20 protein-coding genes are annotated in these 21,186 nt (G+C 62.8%); 8 read left to right on the top strand and 12 right to left on the bottom strand.

Annotation, left to right across the window (positions count from 1 at the left end):
- Positions 1–487: 487 nt before the first annotated feature.
- From FKV68_RS13930 to FKV68_RS13920, 3 genes are all read right to left on the bottom strand, one after another.
- The gene (locus FKV68_RS13930; RefSeq protein ID WP_180938395.1) at positions 488–1,363 is read right to left on the bottom strand and encodes a 50S ribosomal protein L11 methyltransferase; all 876 of its coding nucleotides are present in this window, start codon (positions 1,361–1,363) and stop codon (positions 488–490) included.
- Positions 1,364–1,572: 209 nt separating this feature from the next.
- Positions 1,573–2,172 carry an SCO family protein gene (locus tag FKV68_RS13925; protein WP_180938394.1) on the bottom strand — a complete coding sequence of 200 codons (600 nt, stop codon included), beginning with the start codon at positions 2,170–2,172 and terminating at the stop codon, positions 1,573–1,575.
- 142 nt (positions 2,173–2,314) lie between these two features.
- Entirely contained in the window at positions 2,315–2,473 is a 159-nt protein-coding gene (locus tag FKV68_RS13920; RefSeq protein WP_180938393.1) for a hypothetical protein, read from the bottom strand.
- 242 nt (positions 2,474–2,715) lie between these two features.
- Between FKV68_RS13920 and FKV68_RS13915 the strand changes: the two genes are divergently transcribed.
- From FKV68_RS13915 to FKV68_RS13900, 4 genes are all read left to right on the top strand, one after another.
- Positions 2,716–4,815, top strand: a complete 2,100-nt coding sequence (locus FKV68_RS13915) for a methyl-accepting chemotaxis protein (RefSeq protein WP_180938392.1) — start codon at positions 2,716–2,718, stop codon at positions 4,813–4,815.
- Positions 4,816–4,817: 2 nt separating this feature from the next.
- Positions 4,818–5,282 carry a chemotaxis protein CheW gene (locus tag FKV68_RS13910; protein ID WP_136509137.1) on the top strand — a complete coding sequence of 155 codons (465 nt, stop codon included), beginning with the start codon at positions 4,818–4,820 and terminating at the stop codon, positions 5,280–5,282.
- 255 nt (positions 5,283–5,537) lie between these two features.
- A complete protein-coding gene (locus tag FKV68_RS13905; RefSeq protein WP_180938391.1) occupies positions 5,538–5,873 on the top strand; it encodes a hypothetical protein in 336 nt (111 codons plus the stop codon).
- Positions 5,874–6,172: 299 nt separating this feature from the next.
- Positions 6,173–6,475 (top strand): hypothetical protein, encoded by a 303-nt coding sequence (locus FKV68_RS13900; protein ID WP_180938390.1) that lies wholly within the window; start codon positions 6,173–6,175, stop codon positions 6,473–6,475.
- A 117-nt stretch (positions 6,476–6,592) separates the two neighbouring features.
- On the opposite strand, the gene FKV68_RS13895 is transcribed toward FKV68_RS13900, so the two are convergent.
- Both FKV68_RS13895 and FKV68_RS13890 read right to left on the bottom strand, forming a co-directional pair.
- Entirely contained in the window at positions 6,593–7,087 is a 495-nt protein-coding gene (locus tag FKV68_RS13895) for a CreA family protein (RefSeq protein WP_180938389.1), read from the bottom strand.
- A gap of 115 nt (positions 7,088–7,202) precedes the next feature.
- Positions 7,203–8,447: a GGDEF domain-containing protein gene (locus FKV68_RS13890; RefSeq protein ID WP_180938388.1), complete on the bottom strand. Its 1,245-nt coding sequence runs from the start codon at positions 8,445–8,447 to the stop codon at positions 7,203–7,205.
- A 181-nt stretch (positions 8,448–8,628) separates the two neighbouring features.
- Here FKV68_RS13890 and FKV68_RS13885 point away from each other — a divergent pair, with 181 nt between their 5' ends.
- Both FKV68_RS13885 and FKV68_RS13880 read left to right on the top strand, forming a co-directional pair.
- Complete coding sequence (locus FKV68_RS13885; RefSeq protein WP_180938387.1) at positions 8,629–9,294, top strand: phosphoribosyltransferase; 666 nt, start codon at positions 8,629–8,631, stop codon at positions 9,292–9,294.
- A 179-nt stretch (positions 9,295–9,473) separates the two neighbouring features.
- Positions 9,474–9,935, top strand: coding sequence for a GNAT family N-acetyltransferase (locus FKV68_RS13880; RefSeq protein ID WP_180938386.1), 462 nt, complete (start codon positions 9,474–9,476; stop codon positions 9,933–9,935).
- Between the two features lie 111 nt (positions 9,936–10,046).
- Here FKV68_RS13880 and FKV68_RS13875 read toward each other — a convergent pair whose 3' ends face one another.
- The 3 genes from FKV68_RS13875 to FKV68_RS13865 all read right to left on the bottom strand — a co-directional run bounded on the left by FKV68_RS13875 (position 10,047) and on the right by FKV68_RS13865 (position 14,203).
- Entirely contained in the window at positions 10,047–12,713 is a 2,667-nt protein-coding gene (locus FKV68_RS13875) for an ATP-dependent helicase (RefSeq protein WP_180938385.1), read from the bottom strand.
- A 201-nt stretch (positions 12,714–12,914) separates the two neighbouring features.
- Positions 12,915–13,328: a carboxymuconolactone decarboxylase family protein gene (locus FKV68_RS13870; protein WP_180938384.1), complete on the bottom strand. Its 414-nt coding sequence runs from the start codon at positions 13,326–13,328 to the stop codon at positions 12,915–12,917.
- Positions 13,329–13,381: 53 nt separating this feature from the next.
- Positions 13,382–14,203 carry a cyclase family protein gene (locus tag FKV68_RS13865; protein WP_180938383.1) on the bottom strand — a complete coding sequence of 274 codons (822 nt, stop codon included), beginning with the start codon at positions 14,201–14,203 and terminating at the stop codon, positions 13,382–13,384.
- A 391-nt stretch (positions 14,204–14,594) separates the two neighbouring features.
- Between FKV68_RS13865 and FKV68_RS13860 the strand changes: the two genes are divergently transcribed.
- Positions 14,595–15,785, top strand: coding sequence for an efflux RND transporter periplasmic adaptor subunit (locus FKV68_RS13860; protein WP_180938382.1), 1,191 nt, complete (start codon positions 14,595–14,597; stop codon positions 15,783–15,785).
- Complete coding sequence (locus FKV68_RS13855; RefSeq protein ID WP_180938381.1) at positions 15,782–18,925, top strand: efflux RND transporter permease subunit; 3,144 nt, start codon at positions 15,782–15,784, stop codon at positions 18,923–18,925. Before FKV68_RS13860 ends, FKV68_RS13855 begins: the two co-directional genes overlap by 4 nt.
- A 223-nt stretch (positions 18,926–19,148) precedes the next feature.
- Here FKV68_RS13855 and arsC read toward each other — a convergent pair whose 3' ends face one another.
- The 4 genes from arsC to FKV68_RS13835 are packed head-to-tail and all read right to left on the bottom strand — an operon-like array spanning position 19,149 to position 21,137.
- Positions 19,149–19,577, bottom strand: a complete 429-nt coding sequence (gene arsC / locus FKV68_RS13850) for an arsenate reductase (glutaredoxin) (protein WP_245181302.1) — start codon at positions 19,575–19,577, stop codon at positions 19,149–19,151.
- Positions 19,574–20,275, bottom strand: coding sequence for an aquaporin (locus FKV68_RS13845; protein ID WP_180938380.1), 702 nt, complete (start codon positions 20,273–20,275; stop codon positions 19,574–19,576). Before FKV68_RS13845 ends, arsC begins: the two co-directional genes overlap by 4 nt.
- 5 nt (positions 20,276–20,280) lie before the next feature.
- The gene (locus tag FKV68_RS13840; RefSeq protein ID WP_180938379.1) at positions 20,281–20,793 is read right to left on the bottom strand and encodes an arsenate reductase ArsC; all 513 of its coding nucleotides are present in this window, start codon (positions 20,791–20,793) and stop codon (positions 20,281–20,283) included.
- Positions 20,794–20,804: 11 nt separating this feature from the next.
- The gene (locus FKV68_RS13835; protein WP_180938378.1) at positions 20,805–21,137 is read right to left on the bottom strand and encodes an ArsR/SmtB family transcription factor; all 333 of its coding nucleotides are present in this window, start codon (positions 21,135–21,137) and stop codon (positions 20,805–20,807) included.
- Between the last annotated feature and the right edge of the window lie 49 nt (positions 21,138–21,186).

Raw genomic sequence — 21,186 nt, 5'->3', positions numbered from 1 at the left:
GGCGATATCCGGCCGTGAACAGGCGGATGGGGTGGCGGATATGCGCCCGTCAGCCAGAGCATTTGCCCATCCCGCGGACATATGCGTGACATGCATGGCACCCATGCTGCAACGCATCTATCTCTATCGGAATAATGGTTTATAAGCGCGCTCAACGAACACGGATGAACATCCGGTGGTTCAAAAAGCTGCGGTTCTGAGAATAGTTGGTCATTCTGTTCTCCTCCTCCCTCAAGGGTGGCCAATTTCAGAACGGTAGAAGCCCGCTCGAGCGCTCCTCCTCCTCAAGCTCGCGGGCACAGGCGATGCCTCTGGCATCGCCTTTGTTTCGAAAAGGGCCGCCCGTCATGATGGACTGGGCGGCCCTTTTCGTTTTCCGTCCTTCTCACATATTGACGACGCAGCGGTGGACGAAAACGCCGCGGTGACGGCGCTCTTCGAAATTTCCTTGTGCTGCATCGTCTCGCTTCAAATCGAATGGCGCGAACTATTTTGTCAGATGAATGGTGACCCAGCCGTTGCGCCAGATGGTGCGCTCGTGTTTGAGGCGCTGGCCGTTATAGGCGGCGAGCACCTTCCAACGCTGTTCGGCGAGGATGCCGGACAGGATGACCGAACCACCGGGGGTGAGATTGGCCACAAGTTGCGGCGCCATCTTCATCAACGGCCGCGCCAGGATGTTGGCGATGATCAGGTCGAAGGGGCCGTTGGCGCTGAACGCCGTCGAGTGGAAACCGGGGGCGGTGGCGAAAGTCATGCCGGTGACGACGCCGTTGCGGCGGGCGTTTTCGCTCGCGACGCGGGTCGCAATCGCATCGATGTCGGTGGCGAGCACCGGGACATGCAGGAGCTTCCACGCTGCGATCGCAAGCACGCCGCTGCCGGTCCCGAGGTCGAGGACGTTGCGGACCGGCCGCGTATGCGCGACGGAAGCGAGGACTTCAAGGCACCCGGCCGTCGTGCCGTGGTGGCCGGTGCCGAAGGCCTGGCCGGCGTCGATCTCGATCGCGATCTCGCCGGTCCTTACCTTCTCGCGGTCATGCGAGCCGTGGATGACGAAGCGTCCGGCACGCACGGGGGCGAGCCCTTCCAGCGATTTGGCGATCCAGTCGATATCGGGCAGGACTTCCCGTTCGATCGGAAGATGGGAGAAATCCGCGGCGAGCGCTTCGACGAGCCGCACCCTGACGCTCTCCTCCTCGTCCGCCATCATGTAGACCGAGGCTTCCCAGACGTCGCGCTTCTCGTCGATCTCCATCGTCGCGATGGCAAAGTCTTCGTCCTCGAAGATCGTGCTCATGACATCGAGCACGGCCTCGACCTGTTTCTCGCTGCTGGTGACGAAAAGTCTTATCTCGCTCAACGGTCTGTCCTTCGGCTGTGGTCGGCCTCGCGGCTATCACGTATCCGGCCGAAACGCAAAGCGCCGGCTACTGCATGTTTCCTTAAGTCGTAGCCGACTTGAGGGTAAAAACATGCAGCGATTCAGAGTGCTACAGCGTCCTTTGCGCGTCTGAAGAGACGCGCGGCGCTGTAGGCCGGCGCTTCGAGGAACGTAAGATGAAGTGGGGCTCAACCCTTGGTCAGGTTCTCGAGCTTCTGAACGGCGGTGTCCGGGTTCTCGCCATAGGCGATCGTGCCGCTGAAGTGGCCGTTCGCGTCGAGCAGGAACACCGAGGCCGTGTGGTCCATGGTGTAGTCGCCATTCGGATTCTTTTCGTCGACCGGCACCTTCTTGTAGTAGACGCGGTAGCCCTTGACCATTTCCAGAACCTTGTCCGGCGGTCCGGAAATACCGGTGATGCGCTTCGAGACGTTGGAGACGTACTGGCCGAGAAGGTCCGGGGTATCGCGCTCCGGGTCGACGGTGATGAAATAGGCCTGCAGCTTGCTGCCGTCGGGATCGACCTTTTCGAGCCAGCCGTTCAGCTCGAAAAGCGTGGTCGGGCAGACTTCCGGGCAATGGGTGAAGCCGAAGAAAAGCGCGGTCGGCTTGCCGGTGAACGCCTGTTCGGTGATCGGCTTGCCGTCCTGTGCGACAAGCGTGAACGGCACGCCGAAGGGGCCCGAGGATGCCTGTTGCCGCGATTGCGTCATGTCGTAGGTGAGCCAGCCGAGGATCGCCACCATGACGAGGATGGCCGCCCAAAGGACGATGCGAATGGTTTTCATCACTCCTACCGATTTGCTTGGCCTTCGTGAGGGCCGTCAGTGAACGTGGCGTTGTGATACCGCGTCACCACCACCGGCGCAAAGGGAGAATTGCCGCAGGCGCTTCATGCGGCAGCTTGCGCAAACCGCTCCGACCAGGGCGTCAGAAGCACCAGGAAATGCCGGCCTGGGCAAGCGACAGGAAGATGTCGGCGCCATGCTCGATCCAGCCCCGGAAAGCCAGGAGTGCGACGAGCGCGAAGACACCCGCGACGAGGGCGAAGACGAGGGGCGATAGCGATTTCTTCGTGTCCGTGTGCATAGGACGATCATAACACTCGAAAGCGACAAGGAAAGAGCCGAGGACAAGCCGTTGATCGGCAAAGCTGGTAGCCATGTTTTAGCGAATGGTTAAGGTCTCTTTGCCAGTGTCGCCGAAAGCGGAGAAGTGCACACTTCGATATGACATGAGGTCATCCGGTTGATCGAGCCCGGCCTTCCGCATCGATCGCAACGGAGGACCTCGCCTGCCGCGGCGGGTCCATTGCCATGGACTGCCAGTCAATGAACACCTCTCCATCCGTCGGACGCACCCTCTCGGTCAGCCAGAGACTGGCGACGCTGGCAGCCGCCGCCTTCCTTGGCTTTGGCTCGGTGCTCGCCGTCGGCTTGTACCAGGAGCGGCAATCGGAAGAGACCCTTGAAAAGGCGATTGCCGCCCAGCGCGGCATGAGGATGGCCGAGGAAATGCGGCTTGCCGGTCTTGAGCTGGTGCTCGCTGCAATGGATACGATCGTCGATCGCGACGAGGGCAAGATCCTGCCCGAGCGCGCGGCCCAAATCAAAGCTTCGCTTGCCGCGCTCGATACAGGGAAAGCCGATGTCGAGGCGCTGGCGCGTCTCCTTGGCAAACCGGAAGTCATCTCCAATTTCGATGCCGATCTTGCCGAACTGCGCAAGGCGATCGAGGTGGATCTGAAGGCGCTGGTGGACGCCGGAGCACAAGCGGACGAATTCGCCCGCATCGACGATGCGATCGACGGTGGCGGAGAGCGTGTCGGCACCGCACTCGCTGAGTTGAGCGAAGCGGCCGCCGGCCTTGCGTCGGCGCGCATCGCCGAGACCGAGGCTGCATCAACGAATGCACTCATCCTGCAGGCAGCCGCCGGGCTGCTGGCGATGGCGAGCTTGCTGGCGCTGATCTGGTTCCACGGCAATAGCTTGCGCCGAGGTATCCTCGGCTTGCGCGACGGCATGCAGCGGATCCATTCCGGCGACCTGAACGCCAGCGTGGCCGGACTCGGGCGCGGTGACGAAATCGGCGAGATGGCTCGGTCGGTAGAGCTCTTCCGGGCGTCGGCGATCGAAAAACGCTCGCTGGAGCAGAACGCGATGGCGAGCCGCAGGGAAATCGAGGAGGAGCGTCAGCGCCAGGAAGCCGAGCGCGACCGGGCTGTTGCCCGCATCAAGACCGCTGTCGATACGCTGGGACCGGCGCTCAACCAGCTTGCCGAGGGCAATCTGGCGGTCGCGATCCACGAACCTTTCGAAGACGGTCTCGACGTACTGCGCCGCGATTTCAACAACACCGTCGAACGGCTCAGTCACGTTCTATCGAGCGTCAAGGAGAACGCTGTTTCGATCGAAGCGAACGGCCGACAGATGCGCAGTGCCGCTGACGATCTCGCCCGGCGGACGGAACGGCAGGCGGCGTCGCTCGAGCAGACCTCGGCCGCTCTGGAGGAAATCACCGTTACCGTGAAGACCGCGACCGAGCGCGCCGAAGAGGCGAGCCGCATGGTCGGCGAGACGCGCACCAATGCGGAAGAGTCCGGACGCATCGTCGGCGAAGCCATCTCCGCGATGGCGCGCATCGAGGGCGCCTCCAACGAAATCGGCAAGATCATCAACGTCATCGACGAGATCGCCTTCCAGACGAACCTTCTGGCGCTCAATGCCGGCGTCGAGGCGGCGCGGGCGGGCGAGGCGGGCAAGGGCTTTGCCGTCGTTGCCCAGGAGGTCCGGGAACTGGCCCAGCGGGCCGCGGGCGCGGCGAAGGACATCAAGGCGCTCGTCACGCGATCCGGGAACGAGGTCGGCACGGGCGTGAAGCTGGTGCAGGCGACCGGCGAGGCGCTCGGCCGCATCGGCGCCGACGTCGCGCGCATCAACGAACATATGAGCTCGATCGTAATGGCGGCGCGGGAACAGTCGACGGGGCTTAATGAAATCAGCACCGCGGTCGGCCAACTCGACCAGATGACGCAGCAGAACGCTGCGATGGTGGAGCAGACCAACGCTTCGAGCCACACGCTCGCGCAGGACGCCGAGAAGCTCAGCGAGCTCGTCGGCCAGTTCCGCCATGGGCAGGTGAGCGAGGCAGCGTTTCGGAAGGCCGCACCCGCTCCGGCGCAGGCTTCGTCGAAGGTCAGCACGCCCGCGAGGTCAAGCGCTCCGACCACGGCGAACATTCCGGTCCGGGCCGGCAACGCGGCCTCCGCAAGGCCTGTGCCGCTGCGCAAACCCGCGGCCGCACAGGCATCCACCCGTCCAGCTCCATCCCCCGCCAAGGCCCTGATGGGCAAGCTGGCGGGCGCTTTCGGCAACAAGCCTGGCTCCGTACCGTCCGTTACGGCCTCCGGCGACAATTGGGAAGAATTCTGATCATGAGCAACGCTATCAAGCAGTCCGGCGCCTATCTCGAAATCGTCTCCTTCCACCTTGGGGATCAGGAGTTCTGCATCGATATCATGGCGATCCGCGAAATTCGCGGCTGGGCGCCGGTCACGCCGATGCCGCATACTCCGCCCTATGTGCTTGGCCTCATCAACCTGCGCGGCGCCGTGATCCCGGTGATCGACATGGCCTGCCGCCTCGGCATGAAGATGACCGAGCCGTCCGAACGCTCGGCGATCATCGTCACCGACATCAACGGCAAGCTCGTCGGCCTCTTGGTCGAGCAGGTTTCCGACATGATGACGATCCGCAGCGAAGACCTGCAGCCGGCACCGGAGATCATTCCGGAGGCACAGCGCGCCTTCTGCCGGGGCATCGTTGCGCTCGAAAAGACGATGGTCTGCTTCCTCAATCTCGATACCGTCATCGCCGACGAACTGGCCCAGGCGGCATAGCCTGAACGCAGGCCTGACCTTCTGCAAAAGGCCCGCTTCGGCGGGCCTTTTCTTATGACGACGATGCAGATCGCCCGCGGTTTCCGCCCAGGCGCTTCAAAGTTCGAGGGGCAAAGCTGCCCCGATAGTCGGTCCCTTCCAGGAACACGAGCGCGGCGCAGGCGTTATCCCATGACAGCATGGGAGGGCCCTATGCTGAAAAACCACGGCATCCCTCGGGAGGCGGGGTGCTGCTACAGACACAGGAGCAATGCCATGAGAGTTTTCATGAAAACATCTTTGGCCGCGTTCGTGCTTTCGTCTGCCCTTGCAGGCGTTGCGGGTTCGGCCCTTGCCGACAGCTACTATCAGGGCATCGATCCGCATAATCCTCCTGGGACTCAGAACAGAGGAACGATGTTAGTACCGATGCCAAGACGCCCGTACTACGTCGATGAAATGCCGACGGGCAGCATCTACGTCGACCCCATGGCGACGGGTAGCGTCAGCGGAGCCCCCGGTCGCGTGCGGGAACACTATCGGAATGAATACCAGGGTGGAGGTCAAGGCGACTACTACCAGGGTATCATGCCCCCGGCACCGGTTCCCTGAGTGACAGCATAGTCTCGATCTTACCTATATATTGTTGGATGCTGGACGGCGATCAGCGTCGCCGTTAGCGGGGAGCGGCCTGTTCTCGATCGACACTCCGGTCTTCGACCTGCCACACGCTACTTTGGCAGGGCCGACGACAGCGGCGTCAAGTTACAGTTGCGTAATCTTCCATCACGGTTGCATGAGTCATTCGTGACAAAACGTCACCGCTTGCAAGGAACAACTGCTCCCAAAACATGTTATCCTTTCGGTATCCGTTGGAGGCCGGATGCTGAATGAACATAGGAGCCAATGTCATGAAAGTTTCGCTGAAAACATCAGTTGTTGCATTTGCCCTGTCCTCCGTACTCGGCGCCGCGGCGCCAGCTTTTGCGGACTCTTATTACCAGGGCATCGACCCGAACAACCCTCCGGGCACGCAGAACCAGGTACGATCCCCTATGATGCAGAGCCGGCGCGCTCCGGCCACTGTTGACGAGATGCCGACAGGCAGCATCGAAAACCGCCGGGTCATATATCCGAATAGCGGATCGCCCCTTCAGCAACGCTATGACCCCGGTGAAGGTGACTATTACCCCGGTATCGTTGCCCCGAGATGACATTCGGATAATGTGAACGATCTTCTCTCAAGGCGGGGTGGGACAACCCGCCTTGATTTTTGGCCGCCTTGATTTTTGGCCACCTTGACTTTTGGGTCGCCTTGATTTTTGCGGGCGCTATTGCGGGCGCCCTTTCTCCCAGGTGACGGTCTGGCCAAAGAGCGGCACGGTGGTAATCGACATCTTGGCCGATCCATCCGTCAGCTGGCGCGAATGCGCGAGGTAAATCAGCGTGTCATTGGCCTTGTCGTAGATGCGGGTTACCAGAAGATCTTTCCAGATCAGCGACAGGCCGGAGCGGAAAACCTCTTCCCCTTCCTTCGACAGATCGATGTCGCCGATACTGATTGGCCCCGTCTGCCGGCAGGCGATCGAATTGTTGGACGGATCCTCGAACCAGTTGCCGTTCTTCAGACGGTCGATCACGCTGCGATCGAAATAGGTCACGTGGCAGGTGACGCCGTTGACCTTGGGGTCGCGAACGGCGTCGATCTTGATGTCGTTGCCGAGCCAGTCGACACCCACTTGGCCAACCGTTTCGGCGCGCGTGGGGAGGGACGCTGCGGCACAGGCCAGGCTCGCAAGGAGCAGCATGCGGATGGGGCGGAACATGAAATACTCTCCGATGGATTGCAGCGTTGAGATAGGTGGCGGACGCGGCAATGCAAGGCGAGCGACTGCGTGGCTGGTTTGCCAAGGCATGCAGCGGTGCCATAGCGCCTGAATGTCAAGCCCGACGGCGCGTCCCATGACGCGGAGCAGCCTTTTCCGGGTCCGGGCGATCGGATTGGCGCAACTGCGCCGCTGCCGCCGCGAGCGCGCGGGCGCTCGAGTCGATCTGGCGCTGCCTGGCGATCGTGCAGCGATCGCGGCCATCCGCTTTGGAATCGTAAAGTGCCAGATCGGCGCGGATCATCACGTCGGCAATCGCGTCGCCCGGCACTGCGGCGGCGATGCCGATGCTGACAGTTAGCCGGATGCGTTGATGGACGCGGGCGACGGGCGTTTCGCGCACGGTCCGGCAGATTGCCTCGGCGAGCGTGGTCGCCTGCTCCTCGGTGTGGTCCGGCAGGATCAGGCCGAATTCCTCGCCGCCGATCCGGCCAAAAGCACCACGGCCGTCGAGGAAGGCGGACACGGTCTCGGCGAAATGCTTGAGCGCGATGTCGCCGCAGGCGTGGCCGTAATGGTCATTGATCTGCTTGAAATAATCGAGGTCGAGGAGCAGGAAGGCAAGTGGTCGTTCTCGGGCGAGGCAGGTCGCGAAAATCCGTTCTCCGGCCTCGATCAGCGCTGCGCGCGACAAGGCGCCGGTCAGTCCGTCGCGGGCAATCGTGGTCTTGAGACCGGCGATGACGCGGCCCTGGACGGTGAATATCACGGCGAGGAACAGGAGCGGCAGAAAGGCAACCCGCATTGCCGCAAGGGCGAACTCGAAGGCGACAGCCGTGTGGGAAGCGGAGGCCTGATGGAGGGGGCTCAGCGCATAAACCAGCGCAGCGCAGCCGATGGCGGCCGAAATGATGATAACCGCGCGGCACACGCGTCGCGCCTTCGGCCAGCGATCAAGTGCGGCGAGGCCGGCGACGAGAAGAAGGGCGGAGGCAAGACCGCCCGCGATCAGCAGCCGACCGCCGAAACTGCTATAACCGTTCAACGAGACGACCAGGCCGACAATGCCGGCGGTGAGCGCCAGTGCCGGGAACAGGAAAGCGGGAGCGGATAGCGCGAGGAGACCGCGGAACCCCAGAAGGATGAAGAGGGATGCGGATATCAGCGCGGCGTAGCCCAGCATAACGGGAAAAAAGGCAGACACTATATCCGCAACCATCACCGAGGCGATTGCGACCGCCGAAAGCGCGCAGCCAAGGCAAAAAGACTGCACGCCGGCGACGGCCGTCTGCCGCAGCGACAATAGGACCGGCAGCATCATCAAAAGCGCCAACAGCGATATGGCAGGGAGAAAGCTCATTTCGAAACGGCCTGTCGTGCTAAAATAGAAAGGCGGCTTGCGTTCCAGCCAATATGCGACATCAATTGGTACCTGTGGCGCATTAACGAAAGCCGGCAAAATTTGATGCAATTTTAGCGATTGGCCTGCCGCAATGCGGTTGTGCGTGGCGACGCGGCGAAGGCCGGCGGGAGCGGATGCGATGCCCGGTGAAAGCCTACCTTTTGCGGACAGGGTCGATGCGGGCCGAAAGCTCGCGCGCGCGATTGAGCGCGAAGATTTCGCCGATCCCGTGGTGATGGCGCTGCCGCGCGGTGGCGTGCCCGTGGCGTTCGAAGTCGCCGCCCATCTTGGCGCGCCGCTCGAACTCCTGATCGTCCGCAAGATCGGTGCGCCCGGGCATGCCGAATTCGGCCTCGGTGCACTCGTCGACGGCGAAGAGCCGCAACTTGTGTTGAACGACGAAGCGATGCGCCTCGTCCATCCGACCGAGGTTTATGTGCACGCGGAGACCGAACGCCAGCGGCTCGAACTTACGCGCCGCCGGGCGCTTTACGTCGGCGACCGACCGCGCGTTTCGCCGAAGGGGCGGAATGTCATCGTGGTTGATGACGGCATTGCCACCGGCGGCACGGCCAAAGCGGCGATCCAGGCACTGCGGAAGGAAGGCGCGGCCGCCCTTATGCTCGCTGTCCCGGTAGCGCCGCCGAGCGCCGTTACCAGCCTCAGCCGGGAGGTCGATCGGATGGTCTGCCTCGCGAGCCCCAACCCGTTCCATGCGGTCAGCATTTATTATAACGATTTCGACCAGACCACCGATGCGGAGGTCGTTGCGCTCCTGAAGGAGGCGATGGGCGATCGAGGGTGAGCAATCAGCGACCGCGACGACATTCCGCTTTCGTGCGGCATTGAATTTTCGAACGTCTGCCGCATGTCCTTTGAGCGATTGTCGCGCGATGAGTTAGCGTGCCACAGCCGCATGGACCGGATTGATGTCAGGGTTTATCCTCTCGCGCTCTTCAAGGTCTTTACTGGTGGGTTCGAAAAATGACCGAAGACCTCTCGATCCGGCCTGTCGTGCGCAATGACTACGAACGATGGCTGCCGCTCTGGGAAGGCTACAACGCCTTCTACGGCCGTGCGGGCGAGGCCGCGCTTACGCCGGACATCACGCTCATGACCTGGTCGCGTTTCTTCGATGCCTATGAGCCGATGTATGCATTGGTTGCCGAAAGCAAGGGTCGGCTGATCGGACTAACACATTACCTCTTCCATCGCAGCACCATCTCGATCCAGCCGAATTGCTACCTCCAGGATCTCTTCATCAACGAAGCCGCACGCGGCAAGGGCGTCGGCCAGGCGCTGATCAACGGCGTCTTCGAGGCAGCGCGCCGGGCGGGATCACCGCGCGTCTACTGGCTGACGCACGAGAGCAACGTCAAGGCGATGCGGCTCTATGACCAAGTGGCGGTGAAGTCCGGTTTCGTGATGTACAAGATGGTGATCTGAGTGCCGCGACGAATTGGCGGCGTCGACGCGGCACGACTTCATTCCTCGACGAGCACAGGAAAGAGCCGCTGCGGTGACTGAGCAAGGCGCGGCGGCCAATGTTCGGCTTGATCACACCCGCTCCACAAACCCGTCCAGCACGCGCTTCTGCCCGGCGCGATCGAAATCGATCGTCAGCTTGTTGCCCTCGATCGCGGCGATGTTGCCGTTGCCGAATTTGAGGTGGAAGACGCGGTCGCCGATGTTGAATCGGGACGGTTCCGAGGTCGTCGACTTGGCGACCAGTTCGCCCTCGATCATGCGGGTGCGCGGGCCGGATTCGCCGTAGCCGATGCGCTCGACGGCGTGGCCGGAGCGCGTGCCCCAATTGTCGCGGGTGGCCTCCGAGCGGTGCTGCTGGGCGCGCTTCCAGCCGGGGGTCTGGTAGGAGTTCTCAAAGGGATCGGCCTTGTCGAAACGCGACTGGCCATAGCCGCCGCGACCGTAGCCGCCATAGGAGACGTCCTGTTCGGCCACTTCCACATGGTCGATCGGCAGTTCGTCCAGGAAGCGTGAGGGCATCGTGGATTGCCAGAGGCCGTGGATGCGGCGGTTCGAGACGAACCAGATGTGGCAGCGGCGCTTGGCGCGGGTAATGCCGACATAGGCGAGGCGGCGTTCTTCCTCGAGGCCGGCGCGGCCGCCCTCGTCGAGTGCGCGCTGGTGGGGGAAGAGGCCTTCCTCCCAGCCCGGCAGGAACACCGTGTCGAATTCCAGGCCCTTGGCCGAATGCAGCGTCATGATCGAGACGGCATCCATGTCCTCGTTCTGCTCGGCGTCCATGACGAGCGCGACATGCTCCAGAAAGCCGCGCAACGATTCGAAGGCCTCCATCGAGCGGATGAGTTCCCTCAGGTTTTCGAGCCGCCCCGGGGCTTCCGCCGATTTGTCGGCCTGCCACATGGCGGTGTAGCCGCTCTCGTCGAGGATCTGCTCGGCAAGTTCGGTGTGCGGCGTCGTTTCGAGCAGCGTCTGCCAGCGGCGAAAATCGGTGACGACGTCGAAGAGGGCCTTGCGCGCCTTCGGCTTCAACTCGTCCGTCTCGATGATGTCGCTTGCGGCGGCGAACATGGGGATGTCGCGGGCGCGGGCATAGTCGTGGAGCGTGCGTACGGTGGTGTCGCCCAGGCCGCGCTTCGGGGTGTTGACGATGCGCTCGAAGGCGAGGTCGTCGGCCGGCTGGCAGACAAGGCGGAAATAGGCCATGGCGTCGCGGATTTCGAGCCGCTCGTAGAAGCGCGGGCCGCCGATGACGCGATAGTTGAGGCCGAGGGTGACGAAGCGGTCTTCGAACTCACGCATCTGGAACGAGGCACGCACCAGGATCGCGATATCGTTCAGATTATGCTTCTGCCGCTGGAGCTGCTCGATCTCCTCGCCGATAGCGCGGGCTTCCTCCTCCGAATCCCAGGCGGCGTGCACATGCACCTTTTCATCGTCGGGATTGGTGCGTTCGGTGAAGAGCGTCTTGCCGAGGCGGCCTTCGTTGTGGGCGATCAGGTGCGCGGCGGCGCCGAGGATATGCTCGGTCGAGCGGTAGTTGCGTTCGAGCTTGATGACCTTGGCGCCGGGAAAATCCTTCTCGAAGCGGAGGATGTTGTCCACTTCAGCACCGCGCCAGCCATAGATCGACTGGTCGTCGTCGCCGACGCAGCAGATGTTTATCTGCTGGTGTCTATTTGCGCTCACGCTGTCGCCGCTGCGCGGCTCGCTCCGCGGGGGCGCGCCATCAGGCGCGACGGCCGCTTGGCCTCGCCGGGCTTCGGCCCGGTGATTAGCGCTCACGCTGTCGCCGCTGGCGCGGCTGCGCTCCGCGGGGGCGGACGAAACGTCGTCCGGCCAGCTTCGGCTGGCTCGGGCTTCGCCCGGTGCGGCCGCTTTGGCTTCTGTCTTAGCCCGCGGCCGCTGCGCCAAAAGCCGCAGCCACATATATTGCGCGGTGTTGGTGTCCTGATACTCGTCGACGAGGATGTAGCGGAACTTGTCGTGATATTCCCGGAGCACGTCCGGATTGGCGCGGAACATCCGGATCGGGTGCAGCAGCAGGTCGCCGAAATCGCAGGCGTTGAGCGTAAGGAGCCGGTTCTGGTAGGCGGCGTAGAGCTCTCGGCCCTTGCCGTTGGCGAAGGCGCGGGCGTCGCCCTCCGGAATCTGCGAGGGGTCGAGGCCCTTGTTCTTCCAGGTGTCGATCATGCCGGCGAATTGCTTTGCCGGCCAGCGCTTGTCGTCGAGCCCTTCGGCCTGGATCAACTGTTTGATCAGCCGCACGACGTCGTCGGTATCGAGAATGGTGAAATCCGACCTCAAGCCGACCAACTCCGCATGGCGGCGCAGCAGCTTGACGCCGATCGAGTGGAAGGTGCCGAGCCAGGGCATGCCCTCAACCGCATGGCCGACCAGCACGCCGATGCGCTCCTTCATCTCGCGCGCGGCCTTGTTGGTGAAGGTGACGGCGAGGATCTGCGAGGGGAAGGCGCGGCCGGTTGAAAGGATATGGGCGATGCGGGTCGTCAGGACGCGGGTCTTGCCGGTGCCGGCGCCGGCGAGCACGAGCACCGGTCCTTCGAGCGTTTCGACGGCTTCCGTCTGCTCGGGATTGAGGCCGGACAGATAATCCGGGCGCTTGGCCTTGTCGCGGGCGGCCATGGCGCGCGCAGCGATACCACCGGCGGCGGGCGCGGGTTTGCGCGGCGCCGGCTCCTCGTCGAAGAAGGGAATGTCGTCAAAACCTTTGCTCATGCGGCCCAATGTAGTGATTCGGGACCGAAAGGCCAGAAAGGATGTTCTTCTTTTATTCCGGATTCTTCAAGCGCGAAGACAAGCCTGTGGAAAGACGACCGCGCCGTGCGTCTTTTTTCTGGCGCACAAAAGTCGCTGTAGCACTTTGAATTGCTGCATGTTTTTGTCCCCAAGAGGACGCATGCGGGTGGTATTTCGAAGTCATCGATTTTCGCCCGTCGCCTCGAAAGCCGGATCGACCGGGACCTGCAGCGCAGTGGCCAGTTGATTGATCTTGGCGGCAAGCGAGATGACGCGCAGAAGGTCGGCATGCTCCGCCGCCGTCATGCCCTTGGCCTTGGCCGAAGCCGTGTGGGAGTGAATGCAATAACCGCAGCCGTTGGTGACGGAAACAGCGATATAGAGCATTTCCTTCACCAAGGGGTCGAGGGCGGAGGGCGTCGCCATCACCGCTTTCACTTCAGCCCAGGTCCGTTCCAGGAGGTCCGCGTCGAAGGCGAGCCAGAACCACATGTTGTTGACGAAGTCCGATTTCCGTGTGGCACGGATGTCGTCGAAAACCGCTTTGACGCGCGGGTCGGCTTCCGGATCGGGCGGCGGGACGACAGTGCTCATGCTTTCTCCTTGGACTCACATTGATTTTGCGCGGAATTTACGCGGTCGGTTGTTCAGACAAGCGCGAAGACGCGGGCCGGGCCGCCGGTGCCGCCGCGGTGTTTCGGTGCGCCGAGCACCAGGGTCGCGCCCTTGGCGGGCAACTTGTCGAGATTGGCCGCGGCCTCCAGCCCCCAACGGCCCTGCGGCAGCCAGGCATAATGGGTGGCGAAATCCGGCGAGGCGCCGAAGTCGAGCGAAAGCGTATCGACGGCGATGCCGGCGGCCTGCGTTTCTTCGAGCAAAAACTTGGCGGCCTCGACGTGGAAACCCGGGAAATGGAGCTTGCCCTCGGCGTCGGCGTTGCGGAACTTGTCGGTGCCGAGATGGCCGGCCCAGCCGGAAAGCATGGCGACACAGGCGTTCTCCGGAATGTCGCCATTGGCGCCGATCCACGCCTTGATGTCGTCCGGCGTTACCTGCGCGTCGGCGTCGCCCGTCGCCTTCTCGCGGATATCGACGACGCAGAGCGGCACGACGAGCTTCTCGACCGGCAGTTCTGCGACCGACAGACCGTCGGCGGAGAAATGCAGCGGCGCATCGACATGCGTACCTGTGTGTTCGCTCACCCGAAGTTCGAACAGGTTGAACTTTTCCTTGGCGTAGCTGAACTTCTGCTCGCGGAAGAACTGCTGTTGGCCGAAGTAGGTCGGAAACTCCTCGTAGAGTTCGTGGGTGAGGTCGGTGACGCTGGTATGGCCGGCGGCGAGTGCCGGCGGCGCCATGCCCATGCTCGTGGCGGCAATACTTGCGGTGCCGACCGCGGCCGCGCGGAAAAAGCCGCGTCGCGACAGCATTCGCTGCTTTACCGATTCCATGATGCAGGCGTCGCACATCGTCCTTCTCCCCAATATGCGTTGAACATCGAAACCGATCGGAAGTGGTGCTCTGCATGTTTCCTTAAATCGTAGCCGATTTAAGGGTAAGAACATGCAGCGATTCAAAGCGCGACAGCGTCCTTTGCGCGTCTGAGACGCGCGGCGCTGTCGGCAATGAGAATAGCCCAGCGGTTGAGGCTGTAAACACCGGTTGTCCAGTAAAATGCTGCGCAATCGGCGCACCGCGATGGGCGCCATCATGCCGCCAACAATTTCGCTTTTATTACAATTGCGTAATGATGGCATTCCGAGATTGCCCGAAGGCACGCAAATAATGATACTCGGGGCAAATCGGAGCGCTCCGCCGGCACGGGGGCCGCTGGAGCGCGCTTTTCATTTGGAGATGTGAATGCGGCTTTGGAAGCAACTGGCGGTCAGCGTCGTTGTGCTCGTGGTGGGGGCGGCTGCCTGGGTGCGTTTTGCGCCGGGCGCCGGTGAAACGCTGGCGGCGATCGGCGTTTCGCATCCCCTGATCGATAAACTGTCGAAGTCGCAGGGCGGCGAACGTCAAGGCGGGCAGCGCAACGGACGCGGGCAGGGTGGCCAGGGCGGCTTCGGCGATGCGACGCTGGTCGTCGTCAGGCCTTCGGCGAGCGCGATCGTCAACGACAGGCTCAATGCCATCGGCAATGGCGAAGCGATTCACTCGGTCACGGTGACGCCGACCGCGACAGGCAACCTCACCGAAATCCTGGTAAAGTCCGGCGACAGGATCGCCGAGGGGCAGGTGATCGCGCGGCTCGACAGCGACGACCAGAAGGTTGCGGCGGACCAGGCGAAGCTGACACGCGACAGTGCTGCGGAAAAGGTGCAGCGCTATCGCAATCTCAGCAGCGCTCGTGCGGTGACGGCGGTCGAGGTACGCGATGCGGAAATCGCGCTGCAGGCGGCCGAACTGGCGCTGAAAACGGCAGAACTCGATCTCAAGCGCCGCGACATCGTCGCGCCCTCGAAGGGCGTCGTCGGCATCATCACCGTCAACGTCGGCGACTATGTCACGACCTCGACGCCGATCGCGGTGGTGGACGACCGCTCGCAAATTCTTGTCGATTTCTGGGTGCCGGAACGCTTCGCCAGCAAGATTTTCGTCGACCAGCCGGTGACGGCGAATGCGATCGCGCAGCCCGGGCGGCAACTCGAAGGCGTCATCCACGCGATCGACAACCGCCTCGATCAGGCGAGCCGGACACTCCGTGTCCGCGCGCGCCTTGAAAATCCCGACGACATGCTGCGGGCGGGCATGTCCTTCTCGGTCACCATGGCCTTCGACGGCGACCGTTATCCGACGGTCGATCCGCTGGCGATCCAGTGGAGTTCGGATGGATCCTATATCTGGCGTGTCAAAGGCGACCGCAGCGAGCGAGTGTCGGTCAAGATCATCCAGCGCAATCCGGACAAGGTGCTTGTCGAGGCCGCTCTTGCGGAGGGCGATCGTGTCGTGACCGAGGGCGTGCAGCGCCTGCGCGACGGCGGTGCAGTGCGCGTTGTCGGCGAAAGCCAACCCGAGGCCGGGCAGAAGGTCGCGGGAGAGGCACAATGAACATCGGGTTCGGCGGCCATCATGGCAAGGGCGGAGGCCAGGGGGGAAAGGGCGGTTTTACCGCGCTCTTCATCCGCCGGCCGATCTTCGCGCTGGTGCTGAATACTTTGATCGTCGTTGCCGGTCTCGCCGCCTGGAACGGCATCGAAATGCGCGAACTGCCGCAGGTCGACCAGCCGGTCGTCTCCGTGACGACATGGTTCGAAGGCGCTTCGCCGGAAACGATCGACCGCGAGGTGACCTCGGTCGTCGAAGGCGCCGTGTCGCGCGTCCAGGGCCTCAAGAGCATTTCCTCGAGTTCTTCCTTCGGGCGCAGCCGCGTGACGCTCGAATTCTCCGACACGACTGATATCGGCCAGGCGGCCAATGACATCCGCGATGCGCTTGGCCGCGTTGCCGGCCAGTTGCCGGACGATGCCGACGAGCCGATCATCGTCAAGGCGGATGCGGACAGCCAGCCGATCATACGGCTGGCGCTGACCTCCGACACGATGACCATGGAAGACATGACGCTACTGGTCGAAAACGAGATCAGCGACCGGCTTGCGGCGGTCGAGGGCGTCGCCGATGTGACGGTCTACGGCGACCAGGAGAAGATCTTCCGCATCGACCTGGACCAGGCGAAACTCGCCGGGCGTGGGGTCACTGTGGCCAATCTTCGCGAAGCGCTCTCCAACGCGTCCTACGACGTTCCGGCGGGCTCGCTGACCAGCGCCAGCCAGGACATTACCGTCCGGGCGACGGCGGACCTCCAGACGCCCGAACAGTTCGAAAACCTCATCATCGGGGACAATGTGCGGCTGCGCGACGTCGCGACGGTGACGCTCGGCCCTGACACGGGCACGTCGGCGCTGCGCTCCAACGGTCGACAGGGCATCGGCCTCGGCATCGTCCGGCAGGCCCAGTCGAACACCGTGAATATCTCCGAGGGCGTGCATAAGGTGGTGGACACGATCTCCTCGGACATCCTGCCTGAGGGAACGGAACTCAAGATCACCAGCGACGACGCCGTCTTCATCAACGGCGCGATTCACGAAGTGGAGATCGCGCTCCTCGTCGCGGTATTCATCGTCACCTTCGTCATTTATCTCTTCCTGCTCGACTGGCGGGCGACGTTGATCCCGGCAATCTCGATGCCGATCGCGTTGATCGGCACGCTCGCGGCGATCTATCTCGCCGGTTTCTCGATCAACATCCTGACGCTGCTTGCGATCGTGCTTGCAACCGGTCTCGTTGTCGACGACGCGATCGTGGTGCTCGAAAACATCGTGCGCCGCAGGGCGGAAGGGCTCGGACCGCGGGCGGCCGCCGTGCATGGCACGCTCGAGGTCTTCTTCGCTGTGCTGGCGACGACGGCTACGCTTGCGGCGGTCTTCGTGCCGCTCTCCTTCCTGCCGGGGCAGACAGGCGGGCTCTTCCGCGAGTTCGGCTTCGTACTCGCCTTCTCGATCCTGCTCTCGTCCTTCGTTTCGCTCACGCTCTGCCCGATGCTCGCCTCGCGTCTGCTGACGACCGATGCGCACGCCCATCAGGGGGTGATGAGCCGGCTCGGGGCTCGGGCCGCGGCGTTCTATCGGGTGACGCTTCGCGCATGCCTCAATGCGCCGCTCGTCGTCTTCGTCGTCGCAGCCTTCTTCACCGTGGCAGGCGCCGCCGGCTTCCTGACGCTGAAGTCCGAACTGACCCCCAACGAGGACCGTTCGCAGGTCATGCTCCGGATCAACGCGCCGCAGGGCGTCTCGCTCGAATATACGCAGGCGCAGATGCGTCGCATCGAGGAAGGCCTTGAGCCGCTGGTCAAATCGGGCGAGATCGCCAACGTCTTTTCAATCTCGGGACAGGGCAGCAATGCCAACAGCGGCTTCATGGTGCTGACGCTTGCCCCGTGGGAAGAGCGGGAGCGCACGCAGCAGCAGATCGTCGCCGACATCAACAAGGTGACCGCGAAAGTTCCCTCCGTCCGCTCCTTCGCCATCCAGTCCAACAGTCTTGGCATTCGCGGTGCCGGTAATGGCCTGCAGGTGGCCCTGGTCGGCAACGACTACACAAAGCTCGGCGACGCGGCGGCCAAGCTCGTCCGCGCGATCGAGGACACCGGCCGTTTCGAGAATGTGCGGCTCAACTATGAGGCCAATCAGGCGCAGCTCTCGATCACCATTGACCGCGAGCGCGCGTCCGACCTCGGCGTGGATATCAGCGGTCTCTCCTGGGCGCTCCAGGCGATGCTCGACGGCAGCAGCGTCGTCGATATCTTCGTCGAGGGCGATGCCTATCCCGTCAAGCTGCTCTCCTCGACGACGCCGCTCAACGACCCGACGGATCTGCAGAACATCTTCGTCAAGGCTGGCGATGGCCGCATCGTGCCGATGTCGACAATCGCGACGATCGAGGAAAAGGCCGTGGCACCGCAGCTTGCGCGCGAGTCGCAGCTTCGCGCCGTTTCGCTTTCCGCGGGCCTCAAGTCGGACCTCGCGCTCGGCGATGCGCTGTCGATGGTGGAGGAGATGGCGGAACCGCTGTTGCCGCCGGGTTCGCGGGTGATGCCGCTTGCGGAAGCGGCGACGCTCAACGAAAACGCCAATGGCCTTTTCATCACCTTCGGCTTCGCGATCATTATCATCTTCCTGGTGCTGGCAGCACAGTTCGAGAGCTTCGTCAGCGGTCTCATCATCATGTCGACCGTGCCGCTCGGACTTGCCTGCGCCGTCTTCGCGATGATCCTGACGGGCAATACGCTGAACATCTACAGCCAGATCGGGCTGGTCATGCTGGTCGGCATCATGGCGAAGAACGGCATCCTGATCGTCGAGTTCGCCAATCAGTTGCGCGATCGCGGTCAGGATGTACGCGGCGCCATCGAGAACGCCGCCAATATCCGCCTGAGGCCCGTAATGATGACGATGATCGCGACCGTCGTCGGCGCTGTGCCGTTGGTTCTGGCGAGCGGGGCAGGGGCCGAGGCGCGCATCGCACTCGGCTGGGTGCTGGTCGGCGGGCTGGGCCTCGCGGTGATCGTGACGCTCTACCTCACTCCGGTTGCCTATCTCGTCATCGCGCGCTTCACGAAGCCGCATGCCGACGAGGAGCGCAAGCTGCACGAGGAGATGGACGCTGCTTCAGCGATGGTCGAGATACGATAGGACATATCGCACCGCTAGATGACGATGACCTTGGGCCGGATCGACCTACAGCGCCGCGCGTCTTTTCAGACGCGCAAAGGACGCTGTAGCACTTTGAATTGCTGCATGTTCTTGTCCTTTAATCGGCTACGATTAGAGGCGACATGCAGTAAGGTCATAGACGTGATCGATCCTAATGAGTTAGAGCGGATGCGAACGGAAAACCGCGCACATTCATCCCGGTCTAGCGGACGCGCTTGCCTTCGCTGTCGAGCACCTTCTCGCCGTCTTCCTTGCTGAACGGTCCCTTGTGCGTTTCCGGCAGGATATCGAGCACGAGTTCGGACGGACGCGAAAGCCTTGTTCCGAGCGGCGTTACGACGAACGGCCGGTTGATCAGGATCGGGTGTTCGAGCATGGCGTCCAAAAGCTGGTCGTCCGTCAGCGCAGGATCGTCGAGTCCGAGTTCGGCATAGGGCGTGCCTTTCTCGCGGATGGCTTCGCGCACGGTCAGGCCCGCGTCGGCGATCATGCGGACGAGTTCGTCGCGCGATGGCGGCGTCTTCAGATACTCGATGACCGTCGGCTCGATCCCGGCATTGCGGATCATTGCCAGCGTATTGCGGGAGGTGCCGCAGGCGGGGTTGTGATAGATCTTGACGTCCATGGTCATTCAGCACCTTTTAGCTCGTTGAGCGCGTGAACCGCTACCTTCTCCTCCGCCAGTATCCAGCCGGCAAGCGCCATCGCCAGCAATGCACCGAAAATCTCGGCGAGGATGAAGCCGGGCAGATCGACCGGGCGGATGCCCGCAAAGGTATTCGACAGGGCGCGCGCGATCGCGACCGCCGGATTGGCGAATGAGGTCGAGGCGGTGAACCAATAGGCAGCGGTGATATAGAGTCCGACCAGCCAGGCGATCGCATCCGGCCGGAAGCGGAGTCCGGCGAGGATGGTGAAAACGAGGCCGCAGGCGGCGACCGCTTCCGCGATCCACTGGCCGGTGCCGGTGCGCGCCGTCGCTGAAATCTGGATGAGCGGAAGCTCGAACATGGCGTGCGCGACAAGCGAGCCGGCGATGCCGCCGGCGATCTGTGCGACGACATAGAAGAGCGCCGCGTTTGCCTCGATCTCGCGCCGGAGTGCGAAGATCATCGTCACGGCTGGGTTGAAATGCGCACCGGAAAGCGGCCCAAGGACCGTGATCAGCACGACGAGGATCGCCCCCGTCGGAAGCGTGTTGCCGAGCAGCGAAAGCGCGACGTCGTCCGTTAGCTTCTCCGCCATAATGCCGGAGCCGACAACGGTGGCGACGAGTATAGCGGTCCCAAGCGCTTCGGCCGCGAGACGGCGGCGGAGATCGAATGTCATCGCTATCAGCCCCCGTTCGGCCTATCGCGGCCGATCTCGTCGAGGCGCTGCTGCAGGGCGAGCTTGTCGAGCGTGGGCATCGGCAGGCTGATGAAGGCCAATATCCGATTATTCATCATCCGATAGGCTTCGGAAAAGGCAAAGTGTTTTTCGGGTTCGCTGCCTTCGGCCACGGCTGGGTCCGGCACGCCCCAATGCGCTGACACCGGCTCCCCCGGCCAGACGGGGCAGGCCTCGTTGGCGGCATCGTCGCAGACGGTGAAGACGAAATCCATCTTCGGCGCGTCAGGGCCGGCGAACTCGTCCCAGCTCTTGGAGCGCGCGAAAGATGTGTTGTAGTCGAGGCTCTGCAGCAGCTCCAGGGCGAGAGGATGAACCTTCCCCTTGGGCTGCGATCCGGCCGAGAACGCCTTGAACTTGCCCCGGCCAAGTCGATTGAGGATCGCCTCGGCCATGATCGAGCGCGCGGAATTGGCGGTGCAAAGAAAGAGAACGTTGAATAGTCTATGATCGTTCACGATTAACCTCCTCAACAATTGCAGGTCACGGCCCGGATGACCGGGCGGCAAAGTTCGGGATTGCCGTTGCAGCAGTCTTCCATGAGATAAGCGAGCAGGTCGCAGAAGCCGGCCATATCGGCCACGTAACGCACGATGCGCCCGTCGCGTTCGGCATGGATGAGGCCGGCGTGGTCGAGCACCTTCAGGTGCGCCGATGTCGTGTTTTGGATGGTGCCGAGCCGCGTGGCAATCTCGCCCGCCGGCACGCCATCCGGTCCGGCGCGCACCAGAAGGCGGAAGACTTCGAGGCGGGTATCTTGGCCAAGGGCGGCAAGGGCGGCAAGGGCCGTTTTCTTTTCCATATATCTATAGATCCAGATTTATTGATCTCAATAGCCGCTGTTCGTGACA

The organism is Sinorhizobium mexicanum, from assembly GCF_013488225.1.
GTDB lineage: Bacteria > Pseudomonadota > Alphaproteobacteria > Rhizobiales > Rhizobiaceae > Sinorhizobium > Sinorhizobium mexicanum.
Note: the sequence above shows the minus strand (reverse complement) of the source record. Positions and strands in the feature narration are given on the sequence as shown.

Coding starts and splice junctions, on each gene's coding strand:
- FKV68_RS13860 (WP_180938382.1), top strand. CDS start 14,595: ATGCGGCTTTGGAAGCAACTGGCGGTCAGCGTCGTTGTGCTCGTGGTG.
- FKV68_RS13845 (WP_180938380.1), bottom strand. CDS start 20,275: ATGACATTCGATCTCCGCCGCCGTCTCGCGGCCGAAGCGCTTGGGACC.
- FKV68_RS13895 (WP_180938389.1), bottom strand. CDS start 7,087: ATGTTCCGCCCCATCCGCATGCTGCTCCTTGCGAGCCTGGCCTGTGCC.
- FKV68_RS13870 (WP_180938384.1), bottom strand. CDS start 13,328: ATGAGCACTGTCGTCCCGCCGCCCGATCCGGAAGCCGACCCGCGCGTC.
- FKV68_RS13910 (WP_136509137.1), top strand. CDS start 4,818: ATGAGCAACGCTATCAAGCAGTCCGGCGCCTATCTCGAAATCGTCTCC.
- FKV68_RS13865 (WP_180938383.1), bottom strand. CDS start 14,203: ATGTGCGACGCCTGCATCATGGAATCGGTAAAGCAGCGAATGCTGTCG.
- FKV68_RS13920 (WP_180938393.1), bottom strand. CDS start 2,473: ATGCACACGGACACGAAGAAATCGCTATCGCCCCTCGTCTTCGCCCTC.
- FKV68_RS13925 (WP_180938394.1), bottom strand. CDS start 2,172: ATGAAAACCATTCGCATCGTCCTTTGGGCGGCCATCCTCGTCATGGTG.
- FKV68_RS13835 (WP_180938378.1), bottom strand. CDS start 21,137: ATGGAAAAGAAAACGGCCCTTGCCGCCCTTGCCGCCCTTGGCCAAGAT.
- FKV68_RS13875 (WP_180938385.1), bottom strand. CDS start 12,713: ATGAGCAAAGGTTTTGACGACATTCCCTTCTTCGACGAGGAGCCGGCG.
- FKV68_RS13885 (WP_180938387.1), top strand. CDS start 8,629: ATGCCCGGTGAAAGCCTACCTTTTGCGGACAGGGTCGATGCGGGCCGA.
- FKV68_RS13880 (WP_180938386.1), top strand. CDS start 9,474: ATGACCGAAGACCTCTCGATCCGGCCTGTCGTGCGCAATGACTACGAA.
- FKV68_RS13905 (WP_180938391.1), top strand. CDS start 5,538: ATGAGAGTTTTCATGAAAACATCTTTGGCCGCGTTCGTGCTTTCGTCT.
- arsC (WP_245181302.1), bottom strand. CDS start 19,577: ATGACCATGGACGTCAAGATCTATCACAACCCCGCCTGCGGCACCTCC.
- FKV68_RS13915 (WP_180938392.1), top strand. CDS start 2,716: ATGAACACCTCTCCATCCGTCGGACGCACCCTCTCGGTCAGCCAGAGA.
- FKV68_RS13900 (WP_180938390.1), top strand. CDS start 6,173: ATGAAAGTTTCGCTGAAAACATCAGTTGTTGCATTTGCCCTGTCCTCC.
- FKV68_RS13855 (WP_180938381.1), top strand. CDS start 15,782: ATGAACATCGGGTTCGGCGGCCATCATGGCAAGGGCGGAGGCCAGGGG.
- FKV68_RS13890 (WP_180938388.1), bottom strand. CDS start 8,447: ATGAGCTTTCTCCCTGCCATATCGCTGTTGGCGCTTTTGATGATGCTG.